The sequence below is a fragment of the Cupriavidus sp. 2TAF22 genome, from assembly GCF_052115045.1.
Taxonomy (GTDB): Bacteria; Pseudomonadota; Gammaproteobacteria; order Burkholderiales; family Burkholderiaceae; genus Cupriavidus.
In genome coordinates, this window is the sequence record NZ_JBFRFX010000078.1 from 1 (window position 1) to 18593 (window position 18593).

Below are 18593 nucleotides of genomic sequence, written 5' to 3' on the forward strand. Positions count from 1 at the left end.
GCGCCAACCGAATTCGCACATCACTGAGTACCGGAGAACTGCCATGACTACCATCGCCATCCAAGACCTGTCCGTCACCGAAGAACTCGACGCCGGCGCCATGTGCGCCGTGCGCGGCGGCTTCGTGCCCTTCATGCCCGTGTTCAGCTCGGTCAAGGTCGACTCGACCTTCAATGCCTCGCAACTGATCGGCCAGACCCAGAACGTGGCCAACATGAACGGCAACAACGCTGCCTTCGTGGACGATATCAAGTCGCGCGTCACCTCGACCCAGAACGCCCAGAACAACATCTACTGAGCAATGCGCGGCCGCCACCGGCGGCCCGCGGCGCCAGCGGGATCGCCAGACCGGCCCCGCACCGAATTCGCAAACCACTGAATACCCGGAGAACTGCCATGACTACCATCCTCGCCATCCAGGACCTGTCCGTCACCGAAGAACTCGACGCCCACGCCATGAGCACCGTGCGCGGTGGCACCGGCTTCGTGCCTTTCGTGCCGGTGTTCAGCACCGTCAAGGTCGATTCGACCTTCAACGCCTCGCAACTGATCGGCCAGACGCAGAATGTGGTCAACATGAACGGCAACAATGCTGCCTTCGTGGACGACATCAAGTCGCATGTCAACTCGACGCAGAACGCCCAGAACAACATCTATCGCTGATGTTGCCGCCGCCCGCCCGGCATGCCGGGCAGGGCGGCTTCCTGCCGCCGCCGGGCAGGGCCGGCCACCTTGCATTTTCGGGTTGGATCGCGCCGCGGGCGGATACACAATGAATGCACAGCGTATGGCGAGACCTGCCTGGTTGCTCGCGGGAGACGATCGTGCCTTGTTTACCTATTCCGTGTGTTGCGCGCGTCGCGCGCGCTACCCTGCAGCGCTACCTGCTGGCGGGCACATGCTTGCTGGCGCTGGGCGGTTGCGCCGATTTCCGCCCGCCGGTGTACGAGCGGCCGGAGACCCCTGCCAAGCCGGAATGGTCCCGGCAGGGCGCGATCACGGTGTCGGCTGCAGACACCATCGTGCCCAACTGGTGGCAGGCCTTTCGCGATCCCTATCTGGACGGCCTGGTCGACAAGGCCATCGCGGGCAACTATGACATCAAGGTGCTGGCCGCGCGGATCAAGGTCGCAGGCGCGCAGATCGCGGAGGTCAGGGCGGGTGCGCTGCCGGTCTTCGACGTGGGTGCCGGCGCGAGTTTCGAAAAGAGCACCGGGCAGCCTCTCACGAGGACCTACAACCTCGGCACCCAGGTCAACTGGGATATCGATATCTGGGGCAAGGTCGAGAAGGGCGTGCAGGCGCAGAAGGCCGAGTTCAATGCCACCGAGGCGGACTGGCGTGCCGGCTACCTCACCCTGGTTTCGGCCGTGTCGACCACCTATTTCCAGATCCTGCAGTTCGACGAGCAGATCGACCAGCAGACCCGCACACTGGCCAAGAACAAGCAGATTCTCACCACCTACCAGGCCATGTTCCAGAACGGCCTGATTCCCAAGATCCGAGTGATGCAGCAGCAGGCGGAAATCAACCGCCTCACCAAGGACCTGCTGGAACTGCGCCGCTCGCGCGATATCTCGGAGAACGCGCTGGGCACGCTCGTGGGTGTGCCGGCGGGCGTGTTCAAGGTGGCGCCCGGGCGCCTGCAGGAGCGCGTGCAGTTGCCCGCCGTGCCGGCCGGGTTGCCTTCGCAGTTACTCTCGCGCCGCCCGGACATCATCGCGGCGGAGTACCGCGTGCTCGAGTCGTATAACCTGGTTGGCCAGGCGCGGCTGGCGCAGCTGCCCACGCTCAGCCTGACCGCGCGCGGCGGCACCTCCAGTTTCGCGCTGTCAGACCTGCTCAAGTCCTTCACTTTCGGCTTCATGCCGAGCATCAACCTGCCGATGCTGGACCCCGGCGTGCGCGCCCGCGTAAAGACCTCGGAAGCGCAGACCAAGGTGGCCGAGAGCGAATATGGCCGCACCGTGATCACCGCCTTCGAGGAAGTGGAGAATGCGCTGGTCAATGTCGACGCCCACAAGAAGCAGCGCGTGGAACTGCAGCAGCAGGTGGCGCAGTTACGCGTGGTTTCGGCGCAGATCGAGGCGCAGCTCAAGGAAGGCGTGGTGTCCCAGCTCGATGTCTTCGAGACCGAGCGCTCGCTGCTGAGCGCGCAGCTCGAGTTGTTGGCGAATCACCAACAAATCCTGGCCGATACTGTCACCCTCTACAAGGCACTTGGCGGAGGGTGGCCGAGCGTTGCGGTGGCCAATGCGGGGAAGGACGACCCGCAGCAGGTGTCGAAGCAGGATGCGAAATAGCCGCGCCGGCCGGTAGTCGTGCGTTTGACTACCTGCAAGCGTGGCCTACTATGTCCTTAGTCAGCACGTTCCCGGCGCAGCGTGTCTTTCGGGTTTGCCGCGCCGCCATGGAAAATGGCTTGCCGCCGGCGCATGCGCATGGCCCAAGCGCTGTTGGTGGTAGCGAAACATGGCTCCAGACGAAGCTCTGATTGACGAGACGCGGGCGAAGGTGGGGCAGGGGTTCGCACAAGTGCTTGCGCCTATGCTCGATATCGTCCTCGTGCCCGTCACGCATCCCGCCCTTGGCGAGATCCGCATCGAGGAGAGCCTGTTTGCCGTGGGGCGTGCCGAAGCGCCTTTCGCCACCTATCCCGCCGATGTCGTGACCGTGCTCTCGCGCCGGCACGCGCGCATCTTCTCCGAAGACGGCGTGGCCTATATCGCGGACCTCGGCAGCAAGAACGGCACGGCGATCAACGGCGTGGCGGTGGCGCAGCAGCCGGCGCGCCTGCGCGACGGCGACGAACTGCGATTTGGCGCGGCGCTGGCCTATCGCGTGCATCTGCGGCCGCGCGCGCCGGTGCCGGCGGCGGAATACCCGCCGGTCGTGCTTACGCTGACGCCCGAGCGCGGCGATCTTGGCCTGCAGCCGATCGAAATCGCCGGCTTYCCCTTCCTCGTCAGCAAGGCCGACGAGACCTTCGCGCGCTACCGGGACGTCTATCCGCACCAGGTGAATTATGTCTCGCGGCGACACGCGCACATTTTCCTCAAGGGCGGGCAACCCTGCATCGAAGACCTGGGCAGCACCAACGGTACCTTCGTCAACGGCACGCGCGTGGAGGAACATGCGCTCGCGCTGAGCGAAAACGACCTGGTGGCCCTCGGCGGCAATCATTTCGTCTATCGCGTCGGCATACGGACCGAGCCGGTCGCGGATGCGACCATCACCAGCTCGGGCCTGCCGGCGGCACCGCCGGAAGTCAGTGCAAGCCCGCCAGCGGGCGCCGTGGCCGCGCCCGCGCCGGTGCCGGTGCCATCGCCCGCGGCGGCGCCGGTACCTGCACCGGCACCCCAGGCAGCCGCGCCGGCGCAGGATCCCGACAAGACCACGTTCGTGGCGGCGCCGGGCTCCTTCCTCGATATCTTCTGCGTCGACTACGCCGCGCAGCAGGAAGACGAGGTCAACCAGGAGGCCATGCCGCAGCCGAAAGACGGCGAGACCGATGACAAGCCGCAGGCACAGGGCAAGTACGGCCTCATCATGGCCCGGCTGGGCGGCAGTTTCGGCGCCGGCGAGCGCGCGCGCCTCAGGCGCGCGGCGCGCTGGGGCGCGGCCGTGGTCGTGGCCGTGGTCGCCGTGCTGCTGGTGTTGTACTTTCGCGGCGCGCCCGAGCGCGAGATGAAGGCGCTGATGGCCAGCGGCGACTACGCGCGCGCAGCCACGGTGGCGGATGCGTATCTCGCGAAGCACGCGGACAACGCACAGTTTCAGGTGATGGGCACCGAGGCGCTGCTGCGCGCCTACGTGCCCGCATGGATGGGCAAGCTGAGCGCGCGCGATTTCGGCGGCGCGGATGCGGCCCTGGCGCAAATGAAGACGCTCGGCGCGCACAACGCCGACGCGCGCCCGCTGGTGGATGAGCTGGCGTGGATGGGGCGCCTCAACCGTTTCGTCGCCGGCAGGGGCGGCGTGGATGCGCCGATCCGCATCTATGCCGACGAAGCCGGCATCCGTGAGCTGCTGCAGCACTGGAGCGCGGACGTTCCGGCGCACCAGCGCGCGCTCGATCGCATCGCCGCCTACGTGCCGGCGTTCAAGGATCCCTACGCGGACGCGCTGAGCAATGTGCGCAAGCTGCAGAGCGACGACTCCGTCTACCTCGCCGCCATCGACCGCCTCAACGCAGYGCTGGCCACGGGACTCGCCAGCGACACGCCCCAGGCGCTGGAGGCCGTGCTCGCGGACTATGCGGAGAAGTATCCCCGCCTCGGCGGCCTGGACCGGCTCAAGGAGGACCTGCGGCAGTATCTGGCGCTCGACACGGCCCTGCGCGCGATGACGCTCGGGCCGGTGGTGGCGCAGATGGCCGGCGCCGGCTTTGCCACGCCCCCGTTCCAGGCGCGCTATCGCGAGCTGGCCGCCAGCCGCCTGCCCACGCCCGAGGTGGCACGCCAGTACAGCGAAGCCGACAAGGCCTGGCAAGCGGGCGATACCGCCGGCACCTTCGCGGCCCTGCAGCAGATCAAGAGCGGCCCGTGGGCCGAAGCCGCCGGCAAGGAGCTGGCGCGCCGGCAGGCCGTGGCGGCGCAGTTTGCCGAGGTACGCAAGGAGGATGGCGGCAAGGGTTTCGACGAGCGCCTGCTGACTTTCTACGCGATGCTCGATCCCGCGCAGGATGCATACTTCGTCAAGGCGATCGAGCCTCAAGTGGCCGCCATCCACGACGCCGCCCTGCGGCGCGCCCAGGAACTGATGAACGGTGCGCTGGCCAGCTGGCGCCAGTACCGCCGCGACGGCGCGATCGGCGGCGAGCAGCGGCTCGAGCCGGAGATCTCGGGCAAGTTCCGCACGCAGGCGCGGCTGCTGTCGAGCGCCGGCACGCAGGCTCACCAGGGCATGCGCATCTACGAGCAGCTCAAGGTCAGCGACACCGCCCAATGGAGCCAGGTGCAGCAGGATATTGATTCGGAATCGGAGCTGCAGCGCCGTTCGCTGCAGGAATTGCGCATGGTGCTGAACCCTGCCGTGCTCAAGGCCAAGCTAGCGTTGATCGGAGGAGACGGCGATGAAGGACGACAGCCGCGGCAATCGCCTTAAGCCGCTGCACGAGGCGCTGGAAGACCACAGCGCGGAAGGCATTGCCATTCTCAGTGCCGAGCCGCTGAAGATCATGCAGATATCGGTGATGGTGATGGTGCTGCTGGTGCTGTGCGCACTGGTGTGGTCCTTTGTCGGCCATGCGGACGTGATCGTCACCGCGGACGGCACGCTGGCCCCCGAGTCCGAGGTGCGGCGCTTCTATGCGCCGGTGGACGGCGAACTGGCCGACCTCTACGTGGCCGAGGGGCAGCCCGTGTCCAAGGACGACGTGCTGGCCCGGCTCAATGCGCGCGGCGCGATAGAGGCGGCCACCAATGCGCTGGAGGCGCAGCTCAAGCTGCAGGACTCCGAGCGCGAGTGGAAGCAGTTTCCCGACAGGAAGGTGCTGATGGAGCGCAAGGCGGCCGCGCTCAAGCAGCAGATCGAGGTGGCCGAGCGCCTGCATGAGACCCGCACGGCGGAAGGCACCACGCGCCTGGCGGAGCAGCAGCGCGCGCAGTTGCAGGAAGCACGCAGCAACCTGGACAACGCACGCCGCCAGCGCGAGTTCACGCGCCAGGAGCAGGAGCGGTACGCACGGCTGTTCGCGCTGCCGGGCGGCGGCGGGGTGTCGCAATCTCAGGTGGAGGGAAAGCGCAATGCGGCGGTGGAGGCCGAGAACACGCTGCGCATCGCGCAATCGCGCCTGACGGAACTGGATTCGCGGTTGAGCCAGGAGTTCAACCAGGCCACCGTGAAGCTCGAGGGCAGCAGCCAGGAACTGACCAACCTGCGCATCCAGTATGACGCCGCGCTGCGCGAGATCAGCAATACCGAGGACAAGCTGCGCCTGCAGGTGCAGACCGCGCGCCTGGTGGCCGAGGCGGCGGCGCGCATCCGCTTCGAGAATATCGACAAGGACAACTTCCTGCTGATCCTGGCCCCGGTGGCCGGCGTCATCACCGATGTGAGCTCCACGCAGCGCGGCGACAAGGTCCAGGCCAATGCGCCGCTGGGCGGCATCGCGCCCAAGGACGCGCGCCCGGTGCTGAAGATCGAGATCGCGGAGCGCGACCGCGCCTTCCTGCGCGAAGGCCTGCCGGTCAAGCTCAAGTTCAATGCCTTCCCCTACCAGCGCTACGGGCTGCTCAACGGCACGCTGGAGTACATCTCTCCGGCGACCAAGCTGGTCGGGCAGAACAAGCAGCCCGTGTATGAGGGCCGCATCAGGCTGGCGCAGACGTACTACTCGGTGGCGGACAGCAAGTATCCGTTGCGCTACGGCATGACCGCCACGGCCGAAATCGTGGTGCGCGAGCGGCGCCTGATCGACCTTGGGCTGGATCCGTTCCGGCAGGTGGCCGGCTGAAGGGGAAGGGGCCGGCGTGCGTCTGGCGAGACAGCAGGCAAGGCAGGGCGGCGGGGCAGGCATGAGGGCGTTGGCCGCGGGCGTGCGGCTTGCGGCAACGATCGAGGAGTACAGAACATGACAGCGATTGTGCGGGTCGACGATGAGGTCATCGGCGTCGAGGAGTTCATCCGGGTCCTGAAGCTCACGGGGCAGTTCGAGGGCCTGATCGAGCAGATCGTACGGGACAAGCTGACCGTGCACGCGGCGCGCAAGCAGCGCATCGCCGTCACGCCCGAGGAGATCCAGGAGCGCGCCGACCAGTTCCGCCGCGTGCAGGGCCTGCATCGCGCGACGGAGATGAACCACTACCTGGACGCGCTCAATATCAGCCTGGACGAGTTCGAGGCCTTCGTCACCGAGAGCCTCTACCAGGAAAAGATGATGGCGGAGGTGACCAACGAGCGCGCGGTGGATGCCTACTTCAAGCTGCATTCGCCGAAGTTCGACAGCATCGAGATCAGTCACATCGTGGTGGACGCCGAAGGCAAGGCCAAGGAACTGATCTCCTACCTGCAGGATGACCCCGACAGCTTTGCCGAGATGGCGCGCGAGCATTCCGTGGCGGACACGCGCGAGCACGGCGGGGCGATCGGCAAGGTGCTGCGCGGCTCGCTGAAGACCGATATCGAGGCCAAGGTGTTCAACGCCGCCGTGGGCGACCTGCTCGGGCCATTCCCGTCGGCGGACCGCGCCAATTTCGAGATCTTCATGGTGAGCGCCAAGCATCCGGCCACGCTCGATGCGGAGGTGGCGGCGGAGGTGCGCCGGCTCCTGCGCGAGGACTGGCTCATGGCCAGGGCGCAGGAACACGTGATCGAAGCGCGTTAGCCGGCGGAGCGCGAATCCATGGAAGCCAGCTCCGAACTGCAGCCGCTTGCCGATTTCCTGGCGGGCGTAGAGATACTCTCGCCGTTTTCGCGCGAGGAGCTGGAGCGGCTGGCGGAGCATGCGCAATCGCTGAGCTACGGCTTCGGCGAAACCATCTGCAACGCGGGCGATGCGGCGGGCGGGATATTCGTCGTCAAGTCAGGCTCGGTGCGCGTGTTCAACGAGGACAATGGCAAGGAAGTGAGCCTGGGCGTGCGCAAGGTGCGCGAGGTGTTTGCCGATATCGCCATGCTGCGGGAGTACCGGCATGAGTCCTCGGTGCGCTCGTCGGCCAAGACCGAGTTGCTGTTCATCCCGCGCGGCGTGACCGAGCCCATGATCGCGCAGAATCCCGCGGCCATGGCGTTCGTCGCCAGCTATGTGGCGATCAGTTCGGCGGGCGGCTTCGTGGCGCGCCTGTTCGACCTGCGCGGCAAGCTCGACAAGGCCGAGCTGGAGGAAGCGGTACGTAGCGTGGGGGTGAAGCGCGTCTCGGCCGGCAAGGAAATCCTGAAGCAGGACGCGCGCGAAGACCGCCGCCTGTACGTGGTGCGGCAGGGCGAGGTGCGCATCGTGCGCACCGAGGACGGCATGGAATATCCGTTGGCCACCTTGCGCCAGGGCGATATCTTCGGCGAGCGCGCCTGCGTGATGCGGCAGGAGCAGATGGCTTCCGCGATCGCGGGCACGGATGCCCGCCTGCTGGTGATCCCGGAAAAGACCGTGCAGCTCATCCTCGAGCGCAACCCCAAGCTGCGCGAGGTGCTGGAGGAGCGCATCCGCTTTGTCGACCGCGAACTGCACCGCCAGAAGAAGCTGGCCGAGCGGCGCAAGCATCCGGTGATGCTGGACCTGGCCTCCAAGCCAGAAATGGGCGAACGGCTGATCCGCCGCTTCGCGCTGGTCGAGCAGGCCGAGGAAATGGATTGCGGCGCCGCCTGCCTGGCGATGATCTGCCGCCACTACGGGATTCCCATGACGCTGGGCAAGCTGCGCGAGCTGGCCAACGTGACCACCCAGGGCGCCACGCTGGACAGCCTGGCGCGCGCGGGGGAATCGCTCGGCTTCACGACGCGCGGCGTGCAGTGCACGCGCGACTCGCTGATGGGCTTCGAGCTGCCGTTCATCGTGCACTGGGAGGGCTACCACTATGTGGTGGTGTATGGCGTGTCCAAGCGCTGGGTGTGGGTAGCCGACCCTGCGCTGGGCTTCCGCAAGATGCGCGTGGAGGAATTCGAGCGCGGGTGGAGCGGCACCTGCCTGCTGTTCACCGCGGGCGAGAGCATGACGCAGCTGGCCGTGGCGCGCTCGCCGTGGCTGCGCTTCATTGGCTACCTTGCGCCGTACAAGCGCATTCTCGTCCATCTGTTCCTCGCGACGTTCGTGATCCAGGTGCTGGGCGTGGTGCCGCCCCTGATCATCCAGAACATCCTCGACGGGGTGGTGGTGCACCAGAACGTGGGCCTGCTGAACCTGCTGATCCTCGGGCTGATCGTCTCCAACGTGTTCTCGCAGCTGATGTCCACCGTGCGCGCCTACCTTGCCAATTTCATGGTGCGCAACATGGACTTCGCCATGATGTCGCACTTCTTCCGGCACACCATGTCGCTGCCGTTCTCGTTCTTCGCCAAGCGCAAGACCGGCGACATCTTTGCCCGCTTCCAGGAGAACCAGACCATCCGCGCCTTCCTGACCGAGTCCACGGTGACGACGGCGCTCAACCTGTTGATGGTGTTCATCTACTTCACCATCATGTTCCTCTACAACGTCAAGATGACGCTGGTGCTGCTGGCCTTCGTGGTGCCCATCGCCGCGCTCACGGTGCTGGCCACGCCCAAGGTAAAGGCCTACGCGCGCGAGGTGTTCACCACCTCGACCGAGGCGCGCTCCTACCTGATGGAGACACTGGGCGGGGTGGAGACGGTCAAGGGCATGGGCATCGAGCGGCCGGTGCGCCTGAAGTGGGAGAAGAAATACGCCAAGGCGCTCGAGCTGCAGTACAAGGCGCAGGCCTTCCACATCCTGGTCGGGCTGGCCAGCCAGCTGCTCAATGCCGCGACCACCATCGCCGTGCTCTGGGTGGGCGCCAACCTGGTGCTGCAGCGGGAGCTGACCATCGGCCAGCTCATCGCGTTCAACGCATTCATGGGCAGCGTGCTGGCGCCGCTGATGGGATTGGTGTCGCTGTGGGGCCAGCTCAATGACGCCGGCGTGGCGATGGAACGGCTGGGCGACGTGCTCGACCTGGACCCGGAGCAGAAGCCGCAGGACCTGCCCTCGCGCGTGATGCTGCCCGATCTGCAGGGGGAGATCAGCCTGGACGGGGTGTTTTTCCGCTATGGCGGCAATGAGACGTCCTATGTGCTGGAGAACATCAGCTTCAGCATCAAGCCCGGCGAGCTGCTGGCCATCGTGGGGCGCAGCGGCTCGGGCAAGACCACGCTGGCCAAGATGCTGGTGGGCTTCTATGTGCCCACCGAGGGCAAGATCACGGTGGACGGCTACGACCTCAGCGTGATCGACAAGGAATACTACCGTGCCCAGATCGGCTATGTGATGCAGAGCAACCTGCTGTTCTCCGGCACCATCGCCGAGAACATCGCTTGCGGCGACGACAGCCCGGACCGGCGCCATATCGAGGAAGTGGCCAAGATGGCCGATGCCCACGCCTTTATCAGCAAGCTGCCGCTGGGCTACGAGCAGGTGGTGGGCGAGCGCGGTATGGGCTTGTCCGGCGGGCAGATCCAGCGCCTGTGCATTGCGCGTGCGCTGTACCACGATCCGCGCCTGCTGGTGTTCGACGAAGCCACCTCGGCGCTGGACACGCAGTCCGAAAGCAATATCCTCGGCAATATGCAGGACATCCTGCGCGGGCGCACAGCCGTGATCATCGCGCACCGGTTGAGCACGATCATGCGCGCGGACAAGATCCTGGTGCTGTACGAAGGCGGCATCGTGGAGCAAGGGCGGCACGAGGAACTGCTGGAGCGCAAGGGCATGTACTACCAGCTGGTGCAGAAGCAGTTGAGTGCGGCCTGAGTGCGGCCTGAGCGTTGTCCGGGGCATGGCCTGATCATCGCGTGGCCATCGCCCGGGCGTCATTGCGGTGGGAACAGCCAAGGGGAGCGAGGGGGCGCGAGATGAAGTTGTTCAACCAGGGCGGCCGTGTCGGCAGCACCATCTCTTATGCCGGACTGATCGAGAAGATAGAGATCCTGCGCTCCACGCTGCGCTGGGCCTCCAAGCTCGAGCGCGCGGAGATCGAGAAGCTGCTCAAGCAGGCCACCACGCTGCGCGACGAAGTGATGCAGCTGTCGCACAAGGAGCGCTTCGTGCAGGCAGCGGTGGCCGAGCCGGTCGAGGCCGAGCCGGAGGCGGATCTCGCGCCGCGCGAACGGCGCCAGGCGCTGCTCGAGCGCAGCTTTATCTTCGAGGGCACCTTCGGCGACAATCCCAAGCTGCTGGAGGCGCTGGAGATTGCCGAGAAGGCCGCGCCGACCCACCTGCCGGTGCTGATCGACGGCGAAAGCGGCACCGGCAAGGAGCTGATGGCCAAGGTGATCCACGCCAACGGCTCGCGCACGGACAAGCCCTTCATCTCGGTGAACTGCGGGGCGATCCCGGAGAACCTGATCGAGTCCGAACTGTTCGGGCACAAGAAGGGCGCGTTCACGGGGGCGGCCAGCGACCGGCGCGGCAAGTTCGAGAGCGCGCATACCGGCACCATCTTCCTCGACGAAATCGGCGAACTGCCGCTCACCGGGCAGGTCAAGCTGCTGCGCGTGCTGGAGGCACACGAGATCCAGCGGGTCGGGTCCGACGAGACCATCTCCGTGGACACGCGCATCGTGGCGGCCACCAACCGGGACCTGCGGCGGCTGAGCGAGGAGGGCAAGTTCCGCGAAGACCTGTTCTACCGCCTGAGCGTGATCCATGTCACGCTGCCGCCGCTGCGCGAGCGGCGCGACGAGATTTCGCTGCTGGTGGCATTCTTCGGCGACGAGGCCGCGGGCTCGCTCAAGCGTCGCCCGGTCAAGCTGACGCCGCGCCTGCGCGATTTCCTCATGAACTACGCCTATCCGGGCAATATCCGCGAACTACGCAACCTGATGTACCGGGTATCGTGCCTGGCCGGCGACACCGCCGATCTCGACCACTTGCCGCAAGATCTGCGGCCCAAGGTGGCCGGGCCCACGCTGGTTTCCGGCGGTGTTGCCGCAGGTGGCGGCGTGGATGCGACGACGGCGACCTCGCTGAGCGAGGCCAAGCGGGCCGCGAGCGACGAGGCCGAGCGCGCATTTCTCGAGCGTGGGCTGCAGGAGGTGGGCGGCACCGTGGCCGAGCTGGCCCGGCGCTTCGACATGAACCGCTCGCACCTGCAGATGCTGCTGAAGAAGCACGGCATCCATTCCAAGGATTTTCGCCATCAGGCGGCGGCGGGCGGCAAGCCAGGGTAGGCCACGCTTGCGTGGCGGGCCTGCCCGGCCTGGCTGGCCTGGCAGGCCTGCCTAGATCGCAGGATTCACCATGGTCTTGTCGGTCGCGTAAAGGTCTTCCGCGCGCGCCACCACGGCGGAGATATTGTCGTGGCCGCCGCGCTCCAGCGCGGCCGTCACCAGCGCCTGCGCGGCCAGTTCGCAATCGCCGCAGGCCAGGAAGCTGGCGATCTCCGGATCGCGCAGCTCGTTGCTGAGGCCGTCGCTGCAAAGCAGGAAGATATCCGCATCGGCGACTTCCACCCAGGTCTGCTCCAGCTCCAGCGCGGCGTTCGCGCCGACAGCGCGCGTGATGGTGTTGTGCGCGGGATGATGGATGGCTTCCTCCGCCGTGATCAGGCCGCGCGCCTTGAGTTCCTCCACGCGGCTGTGGTCGCGCGTGAGCTGCGTCAGGTGCCCGTCGCGATAGAGATAGATACGGCTGTCGCCGGCCCACAGGCAGCCACAGAAGCGCTCGCAGGCCATCAGCACGACCACGGTGCTGCCGATGCGCCGCACCTGGCGCCGCGTTGCCTCGGTCAGCAGCGCCAGGTTGACCTCATGCAGCGCCGCGCGCGCGTCGTCGAGCAGGCTTTCCAGGCTGCGCGGCTCGCCCAGCCGGTCCAGCGTTTCCACCACCAGGTTGCTGGCGTAGTCGCCCACCGCGTGACCGCCCATGCCGTCGGCCACGACCCAGAGCCCGCGGTCTGGCCGTGCCAGGCAGGCATCTTCGTTGCGCTCGCGTAGCAGGCCAACGTCGGTGCGCGCGGCTGAAGTCCAGCGGAATTGCGATGCACAGGTCACGGTCGTCTCCGGTGTACGGGCCGCCCTGGCGCGCGCCAAGCGGGCGGATCGCGCGGGCGCCGGCACTGGCCGCGCCCGGCCGGCTTACATCCGTCCGTCGTTGCGTGCGCCTTGTCCCGCTTGCACATTGATGTTCGCTCCGGGTGCCGAATTGCGAACGTCGATGTTTTGAAACTGATTAACCATCTGATCAGCATAGAAGCTGTTGTTGATCTCGTAAAAGTTGACCACGGGGCCGAGGCTCGGCCGGGCCGGCTGGTAGGGCTGGATCCAGCCGAATACCCAGGGGGCGCCGCCACCGCGCACGGCCGACATGGCGCGTCCGTCCAGCGTATGGTCGTTGTAGAGGTCTTTGATGGTGAGCGAGGCCATGATCGGACTCCGTTGGGTGGTGAGGTGGGTGGCAGTGGTGCCGTCCCGCTTTCAGATGCAAGGCGTATGCCAGGCGGCTGGCGCAATGCGGCCAGGGCGCCGCGCACGCCTGAAACCCAGCTGCCGAGCGGCTAGCCGGCCCGCCGGCGCTTTCGCTGCGCCCGCCGGCGCGATACCGCGCGGCCCAAAACGTTGGTGGTTCGCCAACATCTGCGCCGGGTCTGGTGGGTAGCGCCCACCTGTCCGGGCTGGTGCCGTGTCGTTGGCCCGCGTGCCGTGCAATCTGCTGTGCAACCTCTTGTCTTCGCGGTGCCGCGCGCCGCCAGCGTGGCTTTCGACCCCGGTGGTGGCGGCGTGCCAACATAAACGGTGCAAGGCTGTTGGTTTATCGCCGACGCTTTCCCGGGTATGGTTTCGTGCTTTCTCCTGCTATCCCTTGTCATGCCGGGGTTTGCGGCAGGTGGCACGGTTGATGCGGATGTGATTGCAACCAGCAGGAAATGCCTGCAGCAAGCAAACAGATCCGAGGCAACCATGAACCAACAAGACCAACTCCAGGACCAGGCCTGCCGACAGCAAGACGAAGCCGATTTCCCGCTCGGCGCGCACCTGGTCACCGGACGCCGCGGCTACGCCCACCACGGCATCTACGTCGGCGCGGGCAAGGTCGTTCACTACGCCGGCTTTTCCGGCTCGCTGCATCGCGGCCCCGTGAAGGAAGTGACCATCGAGGACTTTGCCGCCGGCCACGCCGTCAGCGTCAAGGCCAATCCCTGCGCCCGCTACGTCGGCCTCCAGGCCGTGGCACGCGCCCGCTCCCGCCTCGGGGAAGACAACTACCGGCTGCTCACCAACAACTGCGAGCACTTCTGTTCGTGGTGCCTGCTTGGCGAAGCGCGCAGCGCACAAGTGGAAACCTGCCTGCAGCACCCGGCCATGGCCGTGCATGCGCTTGCGGTCCTGCTCGGCACGCTCGTCCGGGCTGAATGGCGTGGTGCCCACTTCGGTGCCCGCGCGGCTTGAGCCGGGACGACCAGGGCAACGGCAAGCAATGCGAAGGAGACGGACATGCAAGCAACCAGCATATCGCTGCGCGGACTGATCGACAAATGGCTCGGTGCGCGCCTCGCGGCGCCGGCACGCATCACGCGCGTGCGCGGTGCCCGCGCCGGACGCCGCGGCTGCGTGCGGGTGGAAGTGGCAGGCCCGTCGGGCCAGCTCTCGATGTTCTTCTTCCGGCACGGCGACGGGTGCTGGTGCGTGTTTCCGCCTGCACTGAATGCGGGGTGAGCAAGGCATGGTGCCCTCGCGCGCCGTGATGCCGAAGTCCCATGCGCACGCGCAGGACTGCTATCCGCTACTTTCGCAAAGGTCACACGTAAGCATTTGTTCGCAGGCTGGACGCTGGTCCGTGGCCGCCAATAACATCGCCCGGTTCTTGCACCGCCAGCCGCCAGGGGATTGCCGGCGGGGGTGCTGCCTCATCCACCACCGGCCGTGAAGTGCCGGGCGAAACCTTCCGGATCGATGCCAGCGACTCATTCAACTGCGCCTGCCAGGGCTTCCTTCTCCAGGACACTCTTCGCGCTTGCCTGCGCCAGCACGATCCTCACCGCTTGCGGCGGTGGCGGGGATGGCGGCAGTGGCAGCGCGACGCCCGCCGCCAATGCTTCCGGCAATGCCTCAGCCAACACCGCCAATGCCAACGCGCCGGCTGCCAGCGCCGGCAGCCAGGCGGTCCCGGCGACCGCCGTGACCGCCTGCTTCACGGTAAGCGGCAATGCCGCGCCGGCTGCGGGCACCGTAGACGTCAGCATCCTGCCGGCACGCGGCGCGGCCAACGTCAGCGGCTATCACGCGCTTGGCGAGCCGAAATCGGCGGGGCTGTGCTACGCCAACTACCGGCGCGTGCTGGTGGGACTTCCCGCGCTCGAGGCGCAGGACGCGATCGGCGTGGCCGCGCAGAACCACAGCAACTACATGCTCTGGAACAATACGCTCGGCCACGACGAGAATGCGTCCCTGCGTGGCTATACCGGCGCCACGCCCGATGCGCGCGTGCAGGCGCAGTACAAGACGGACGCCACGGCGGAGGTGGTCGGCAGCGCCAGCAAGTGGAGTTCCGACCCGAACGCAGCGCTGGCCCTGGCCTCCACCGATGCACTGGTATCCGACCTGTTCGACGCGCCGCTGCATCGCATGAGCCTGCTGGGCAGCTACAAATCTGCGGGTTCGGGCTATGCCGAGCAGAAGGGCTCGACTTCGGGCGGCGCCACCGCGTCGTTCTACCAGACCGTCGATCTCGCCGATGCCACCATGCCGGGCACCGCCATCCAGATGGTGGCCTATCCCTACGCCGGCCAGGCCGATGTGCCGACCAGCTGGCTGAACAACGAAAGCCCCAATCCGGCTCCGGGCTACCAGAACCAGACGCTGGGCTACCCCGTCACGCTGCAGGCGATCGATCGCAGCCAGGCGTTCACGGCCGATACCTTCGTGCTCACCGACGCGCAGGGCAATAACGTCAACTGCCTGAAGGTGGATTCGCGCACCGCGGGCGTGTCGGGTGCGGCGAACGGCGCGGCGGTCTGCACGCCGCTCGCGCCGCTGGCCGGCAGCACGCGCTACAACGTGGCCGTGAGCGGGCAGCTGGGCGGCAAGCCGCTCAACCTGAGCTGGTCGTTCGTCACGAAATAGCGGGCTGGCTGCCGTCAGCATCAGATTGCCCCGGCCGAGGCAGCGCCAACTATGATTGCCTCATGCATAGCGAGGGGAGGGAATGATGGAGCGCGCATTCGAATATGGCGGCTATGCCGTCGTGGCCCGCGCGGTGGCATCGGCCACCGGCGGTTTTTCGGCAACGGTGGTGATTGCCGATGCGTTCGGCGAGGCGCCGCAGCCCTCGTTCGAGGACGAAGTCGGTATCGCGCCGACCGCGCAAGCCGCGCTTGCCCTCGCCGAAGCCGCTGCCATGCGTACCATCGATGCGGGGCAGGTGAACTAGGCCTGGCGGGCGGTCCGGCATGCCGGACGCGGGTCCCGGTACGGTGCTTGCGTTCAATAATGTGAAGAACTGTACTTAGCCAGACTTTGCACGGGTGCGCTTGTCCCGACATAAAATGGCGGGTTGCCGGTCCGGCCGCGCACCCGTCCGGGCGCCAGGACCGTCCTTCCGGAACGCCATGTACGCTATCCTGCCAGCCTTCGTCTCAGCCATCTTCCTGGGTTTCGGCTTGTATGTGCTGGTCACCAAGGGCGTGACGCGGATCTCCACTTCCTTCTTCCTGCTGTGCGTGACCACGTTCGCGTGGCAGGGCACCTGGGCCTTCCTGTTCCAGGCCGAGCATCCCGACGTGGCGCTGCTGCTGGCCAAGGTCGGCTATCTCTTCATCATCTTCCTGCCGACCTGTTTCTATCACTTCATCACCGAAGTGAGCGAGCGCCGCACCGAGCGGCCCCTGCTGCTGGCTTCGTACGGGCTGTCGCTGGTGCTCGCGGTGCTGGTGCTGACCGGCGGGGAAGTGGTGTCCGGCTTCTATACGTATTTCTTCGGCGCGTATCCCAAGGCGGGGCGGCTGCATCCCCTGCACGTGGCGCAGACCGTGCTGCTGGCCTGCCGCAGTGGCTGGCTGCTGCTGGCCGCGCGCCGTGGCGCCACCGGCGAGAAGCGCAAGCGGCTCGACTTGTGCCTGGTCAGCCTGGGCCTCTACTCGCTGGCGGCGGTGGACTACGCCGCCAACTATGGCTATGCCTTCTATCCGCCCGGCGTGGTCTTTATCGGCGCCAGCCTGGGGATACTCGCCGTCACGATCGTGCGCTACGACCTCATGCACCCGTTCTCGCTGGCCGCCACGGTGGCGCACGAGGTACGCACCCCCCTCACCACGATCCGGCTGCAGGCCGAGGAAATGGGCCGTGCCTGGCCGGAACTGCTGGCGGGCTACCGGCTCGCGGTGGCGCATGGCCTGTACGAGGACCGCATGCGCCCGGGCCAGCTCGAACGCGCCGCCGGCCTGGTGGACTCGATCAGGCGCGAGATCGAGGGCACCCACACCGTGATCGACATGGAGCTCGCCTCGGTCACGCTGGAACGGCTTGACCGCCGCAGTTTCACGGCACAGTCGCTGCGGCATTGTGTCGACGCCGCGCTGGCGCGGTATCCGTTCCTGGCGGGAGAACGCGAGCGGGTGACGGTCGGGCCGATCGATCCGGCCTGGTGTTTCCCCGGCTCCGAAACGTTGCTGGTCTATGTCCTGTTCAATCTGCTGAAGAACGCGCTGCAGGCCATGCGCGCCAGTCCCGCTGCGCACATCGAGATCGCCGTGCTGCAGGAGCATGGGAGCTGGCTGCTGCGTTTCCGGGACACCGGCCCGGGGATCCCGCCCGAGGTCCTGCCTCGCATCTTCGACCCCTTCTTCTCCACCAAGGCGCACGGCAGCGGCGTCGGTATGGGGCTCGCCTTTTGCCGCAGGGTGGTCGAAGCCTTCGGCGGCCGCATCCAGTGCGAATCCGTGCGCGACATCCACACCACCTTCTTGCTGCGCCTGCCCGACGCCCACGCAGGCAGCCAGGCCGCCCCGCGCAGACGCCCCGCCGGCCAGACGGCAAGCGGGGCGGGCACGGCTTAGCTGGCGAACTTAGGCAGCTTCAGTTCGTACTCCTTGACGCGTTCGACGATCTCGCGCGGGAAGCGTGTAATGCGCTTGTCCCGCCCGGCGAACACGATCTGCTGGTAGCCGAGCGATACCGGACGGCCATCCACGCAGAAGCGGAACAACAGGTAGGCCGAGCACTGCTTCACCTGGAAGGTGTTGAGGTAGCAATCCACCTTCTGGAACGGGAACGTCTCCTCGACATACTCCTGATGCGCGCGCTTGGTCACGAACACGCCGCCCGCGGCCAGCAGGTTGTCATGGATGCACTCGTGGAACCAGCGCTCGCGGCAAATGCCCTGCCACTCGAAGTAGCGCGCGAAGTAGGTGTTCATGAATGCATTGGAGTCCTTGAGGTAAATGTCGATCGCATGGTGAAAGGTCTTTTGCGGGGGCGTCTCCTGTATGTCTCGCGTAAACATCTCGCTACCGCGGCTCAGAACATGGGGGATTGCGTCTCGCATCAGCATTGAAAGCTCCTGGCTAGGATATGGCTGCTGGCGGCAGCCACGCACGCCTCCCCGAACGGGTGAGGCATACCGCATTCTGTCTGTTTGCGGCGGCAATCGTCGCCAGGTTTCCCTGTTTCCTTGCTGTGCCGGCCGGCATTGCCCCGATGTTGGCGGCGAACGAACACACGGCGTCTGTTGTGTTGGCTTTTGCCTGCCAGATCAAAGCCTTCCGGCACCGGACTCCGGCGCCATTTTCTTCTCTCGAAGAAAATTTCTCCCAAGCCCCGCCTGGGTTTGCGGGCGATTCGAGGCGACATGGCCCGCCTTGGCACACTCCATGCGTTTGTACCTCCCGAGCGAAGCAAAGATGCTCGACAGCAAACGAACCGAAGTCCCAATCGATACCCGGCCAGCTGGCCAACCGCCTTCCAGGAGAACTGCCATGACTACCACCCTCGCCATCAAGGACCTG

The 18593-nt window shown here is 66.4% G+C and carries 18 protein-coding genes; 13 read left to right on the top strand and 5 right to left on the bottom strand.

Annotated features, from left to right (window positions below; genetic code table 11):
• The first annotated feature begins 43 nt into the window (after window positions 1-43).
• The 8 genes from AB4Z48_RS39210 (at window position 44) to AB4Z48_RS39245 (ending at window position 11823) form a co-directional block, all read left to right on the top strand.
• Window positions 44-298 carry a hypothetical protein gene (locus tag AB4Z48_RS39210; RefSeq protein ID WP_441624080.1) on the top strand — a complete coding sequence of 85 codons (255 nt, stop codon included), beginning with the start codon at window positions 44-46 and terminating at the stop codon, window positions 296-298.
• A 98-nt stretch (window positions 299-396) separates the two neighbouring features.
• Window positions 397-663: a hypothetical protein gene (locus AB4Z48_RS39215; RefSeq protein WP_441624082.1), complete on the top strand. Its 267-nt coding sequence runs from the start codon at window positions 397-399 to the stop codon at window positions 661-663.
• A gap of 113 nt (window positions 664-776) precedes the next feature.
• Window positions 777-2303: an efflux transporter outer membrane subunit gene (locus AB4Z48_RS39220; protein WP_441624083.1), complete on the top strand. Its 1527-nt coding sequence runs from the start codon at window positions 777-779 to the stop codon at window positions 2301-2303.
• Window positions 2304-2472: 169 nt separating this feature from the next.
• Window positions 2473-5106: an FHA domain-containing protein gene (locus AB4Z48_RS39225; protein WP_441624085.1), complete on the top strand. Its 2634-nt coding sequence runs from the start codon at window positions 2473-2475 to the stop codon at window positions 5104-5106.
• Window positions 5075-6457, top strand: coding sequence for an HlyD family efflux transporter periplasmic adaptor subunit (locus AB4Z48_RS39230; RefSeq protein WP_441624087.1), 1383 nt, complete (start codon window positions 5075-5077; stop codon window positions 6455-6457). The genes AB4Z48_RS39225 and AB4Z48_RS39230 overlap by 32 nt, the downstream gene beginning before the upstream one ends.
• Before the next feature lie 117 nt (window positions 6458-6574).
• Entirely contained in the window at window positions 6575-7327 is a 753-nt protein-coding gene (locus AB4Z48_RS39235) for a peptidylprolyl isomerase (RefSeq protein WP_441624089.1), read from the top strand.
• Window positions 7328-7345: 18 nt separating this feature from the next.
• Entirely contained in the window at window positions 7346-10405 is a 3060-nt protein-coding gene (locus AB4Z48_RS39240) for an ABC transporter transmembrane domain-containing protein (RefSeq protein WP_441624091.1), read from the top strand.
• 101 nt (window positions 10406-10506) lie between these two features.
• Entirely contained in the window at window positions 10507-11823 is a 1317-nt protein-coding gene (locus tag AB4Z48_RS39245; protein ID WP_441624093.1) for a sigma-54 interaction domain-containing protein, read from the top strand.
• A gap of 51 nt (window positions 11824-11874) precedes the next feature.
• Here the strand turns inward: AB4Z48_RS39245 and AB4Z48_RS39250 are convergent, their stop codons facing one another.
• Both AB4Z48_RS39250 and AB4Z48_RS39255 read right to left on the bottom strand, forming a co-directional pair.
• Window positions 11875-12645 (bottom strand): PP2C family protein-serine/threonine phosphatase, encoded by a 771-nt coding sequence (locus AB4Z48_RS39250; RefSeq protein ID WP_441624095.1) that lies wholly within the window; start codon window positions 12643-12645, stop codon window positions 11875-11877.
• Window positions 12646-12729: 84 nt separating this feature from the next.
• A complete protein-coding gene (locus AB4Z48_RS39255; protein WP_441624097.1) occupies window positions 12730-13017 on the bottom strand; it encodes a hypothetical protein in 288 nt (95 codons plus the stop codon).
• Between the two features lie 534 nt (window positions 13018-13551).
• Between AB4Z48_RS39255 and AB4Z48_RS39260 the strand changes: the two genes are divergently transcribed.
• The gene (locus tag AB4Z48_RS39260) at window positions 13552-14040 is read left to right on the top strand and encodes a lecithin retinol acyltransferase family protein (protein ID WP_441624099.1); all 489 of its coding nucleotides are present in this window, start codon (window positions 13552-13554) and stop codon (window positions 14038-14040) included.
• Window positions 14041-14085: 45 nt separating this feature from the next.
• The gene (locus AB4Z48_RS39265; RefSeq protein WP_441624101.1) at window positions 14086-14307 is read left to right on the top strand and encodes a hypothetical protein; all 222 of its coding nucleotides are present in this window, start codon (window positions 14086-14088) and stop codon (window positions 14305-14307) included.
• 248 nt (window positions 14308-14555) lie between these two features.
• Here AB4Z48_RS39265 and AB4Z48_RS39270 read toward each other — a convergent pair whose 3' ends face one another.
• Complete coding sequence (locus tag AB4Z48_RS39270) at window positions 14556-14786, bottom strand: hypothetical protein (RefSeq protein ID WP_441624103.1); 231 nt, start codon at window positions 14784-14786, stop codon at window positions 14556-14558.
• Between AB4Z48_RS39270 and AB4Z48_RS39275 the strand changes: the two genes are divergently transcribed.
• The 3 genes from AB4Z48_RS39275 to AB4Z48_RS39285 all read left to right on the top strand — a co-directional run bounded on the left by AB4Z48_RS39275 (window position 14770) and on the right by AB4Z48_RS39285 (window position 17645).
• Window positions 14770-15714 carry a CAP domain-containing protein gene (locus AB4Z48_RS39275; protein ID WP_441624105.1) on the top strand — a complete coding sequence of 315 codons (945 nt, stop codon included), beginning with the start codon at window positions 14770-14772 and terminating at the stop codon, window positions 15712-15714. The genes AB4Z48_RS39270 and AB4Z48_RS39275 overlap by 17 nt on opposite strands.
• 85 nt (window positions 15715-15799) lie before the next feature.
• Window positions 15800-16021: a hypothetical protein gene (locus AB4Z48_RS39280; protein ID WP_441624113.1), complete on the top strand. Its 222-nt coding sequence runs from the start codon at window positions 15800-15802 to the stop codon at window positions 16019-16021.
• A 178-nt stretch (window positions 16022-16199) separates the two neighbouring features.
• Entirely contained in the window at window positions 16200-17645 is a 1446-nt protein-coding gene (locus AB4Z48_RS39285; RefSeq protein ID WP_441624107.1) for an ATP-binding protein, read from the top strand.
• On the opposite strand, the gene AB4Z48_RS39290 is transcribed toward AB4Z48_RS39285, so the two are convergent.
• Both AB4Z48_RS39290 and AB4Z48_RS39295 read right to left on the bottom strand, forming a co-directional pair.
• On the bottom strand, window positions 17642-18139 hold the full coding sequence (locus AB4Z48_RS39290) for an acyl-CoA thioesterase (RefSeq protein WP_441624109.1): 498 nt from the start codon (window positions 18137-18139) through the stop codon (window positions 17642-17644). The two genes, AB4Z48_RS39285 and AB4Z48_RS39290, sit on opposite strands and share 4 nt — an antisense overlap.
• Window positions 18140-18340: 201 nt before the next feature.
• On the bottom strand, window positions 18341-18593 hold a 253-nt coding region (locus AB4Z48_RS39295), incomplete at its 5' end, for a hypothetical protein (RefSeq protein ID WP_441624111.1).

Bases quoted from the DNA above. Each gene is read 5' to 3' on its own strand.
- AB4Z48_RS39210 (WP_441624080.1), top strand. From the start codon at position 44: ATGACTACCATCGCCATCCAAGACCTGTCCGTCACCGAAGAACTCGAC.
- AB4Z48_RS39215 (WP_441624082.1), top strand. From the start codon at position 397: ATGACTACCATCCTCGCCATCCAGGACCTGTCCGTCACCGAAGAACTC.
- AB4Z48_RS39220 (WP_441624083.1), top strand. From the start codon at position 777: ATGCACAGCGTATGGCGAGACCTGCCTGGTTGCTCGCGGGAGACGATC.
- AB4Z48_RS39230 (WP_441624087.1), top strand. From the start codon at position 5,075: ATGAAGGACGACAGCCGCGGCAATCGCCTTAAGCCGCTGCACGAGGCG.
- AB4Z48_RS39235 (WP_441624089.1), top strand. From the start codon at position 6,575: ATGACAGCGATTGTGCGGGTCGACGATGAGGTCATCGGCGTCGAGGAG.
- AB4Z48_RS39240 (WP_441624091.1), top strand. From the start codon at position 7,346: ATGGAAGCCAGCTCCGAACTGCAGCCGCTTGCCGATTTCCTGGCGGGC.
- AB4Z48_RS39245 (WP_441624093.1), top strand. From the start codon at position 10,507: ATGAAGTTGTTCAACCAGGGCGGCCGTGTCGGCAGCACCATCTCTTAT.
- AB4Z48_RS39255 (WP_441624097.1), bottom strand. From the start codon at position 13,017: ATGGCCTCGCTCACCATCAAAGACCTCTACAACGACCATACGCTGGAC.
- AB4Z48_RS39260 (WP_441624099.1), top strand. From the start codon at position 13,552: ATGAACCAACAAGACCAACTCCAGGACCAGGCCTGCCGACAGCAAGAC.
- AB4Z48_RS39265 (WP_441624101.1), top strand. From the start codon at position 14,086: ATGCAAGCAACCAGCATATCGCTGCGCGGACTGATCGACAAATGGCTC.
- AB4Z48_RS39280 (WP_441624113.1), top strand. From the start codon at position 15,800: ATGGAGCGCGCATTCGAATATGGCGGCTATGCCGTCGTGGCCCGCGCG.
- AB4Z48_RS39285 (WP_441624107.1), top strand. From the start codon at position 16,200: ATGTACGCTATCCTGCCAGCCTTCGTCTCAGCCATCTTCCTGGGTTTC.
- AB4Z48_RS39290 (WP_441624109.1), bottom strand. From the start codon at position 18,139: ATGCTGATGCGAGACGCAATCCCCCATGTTCTGAGCCGCGGTAGCGAG.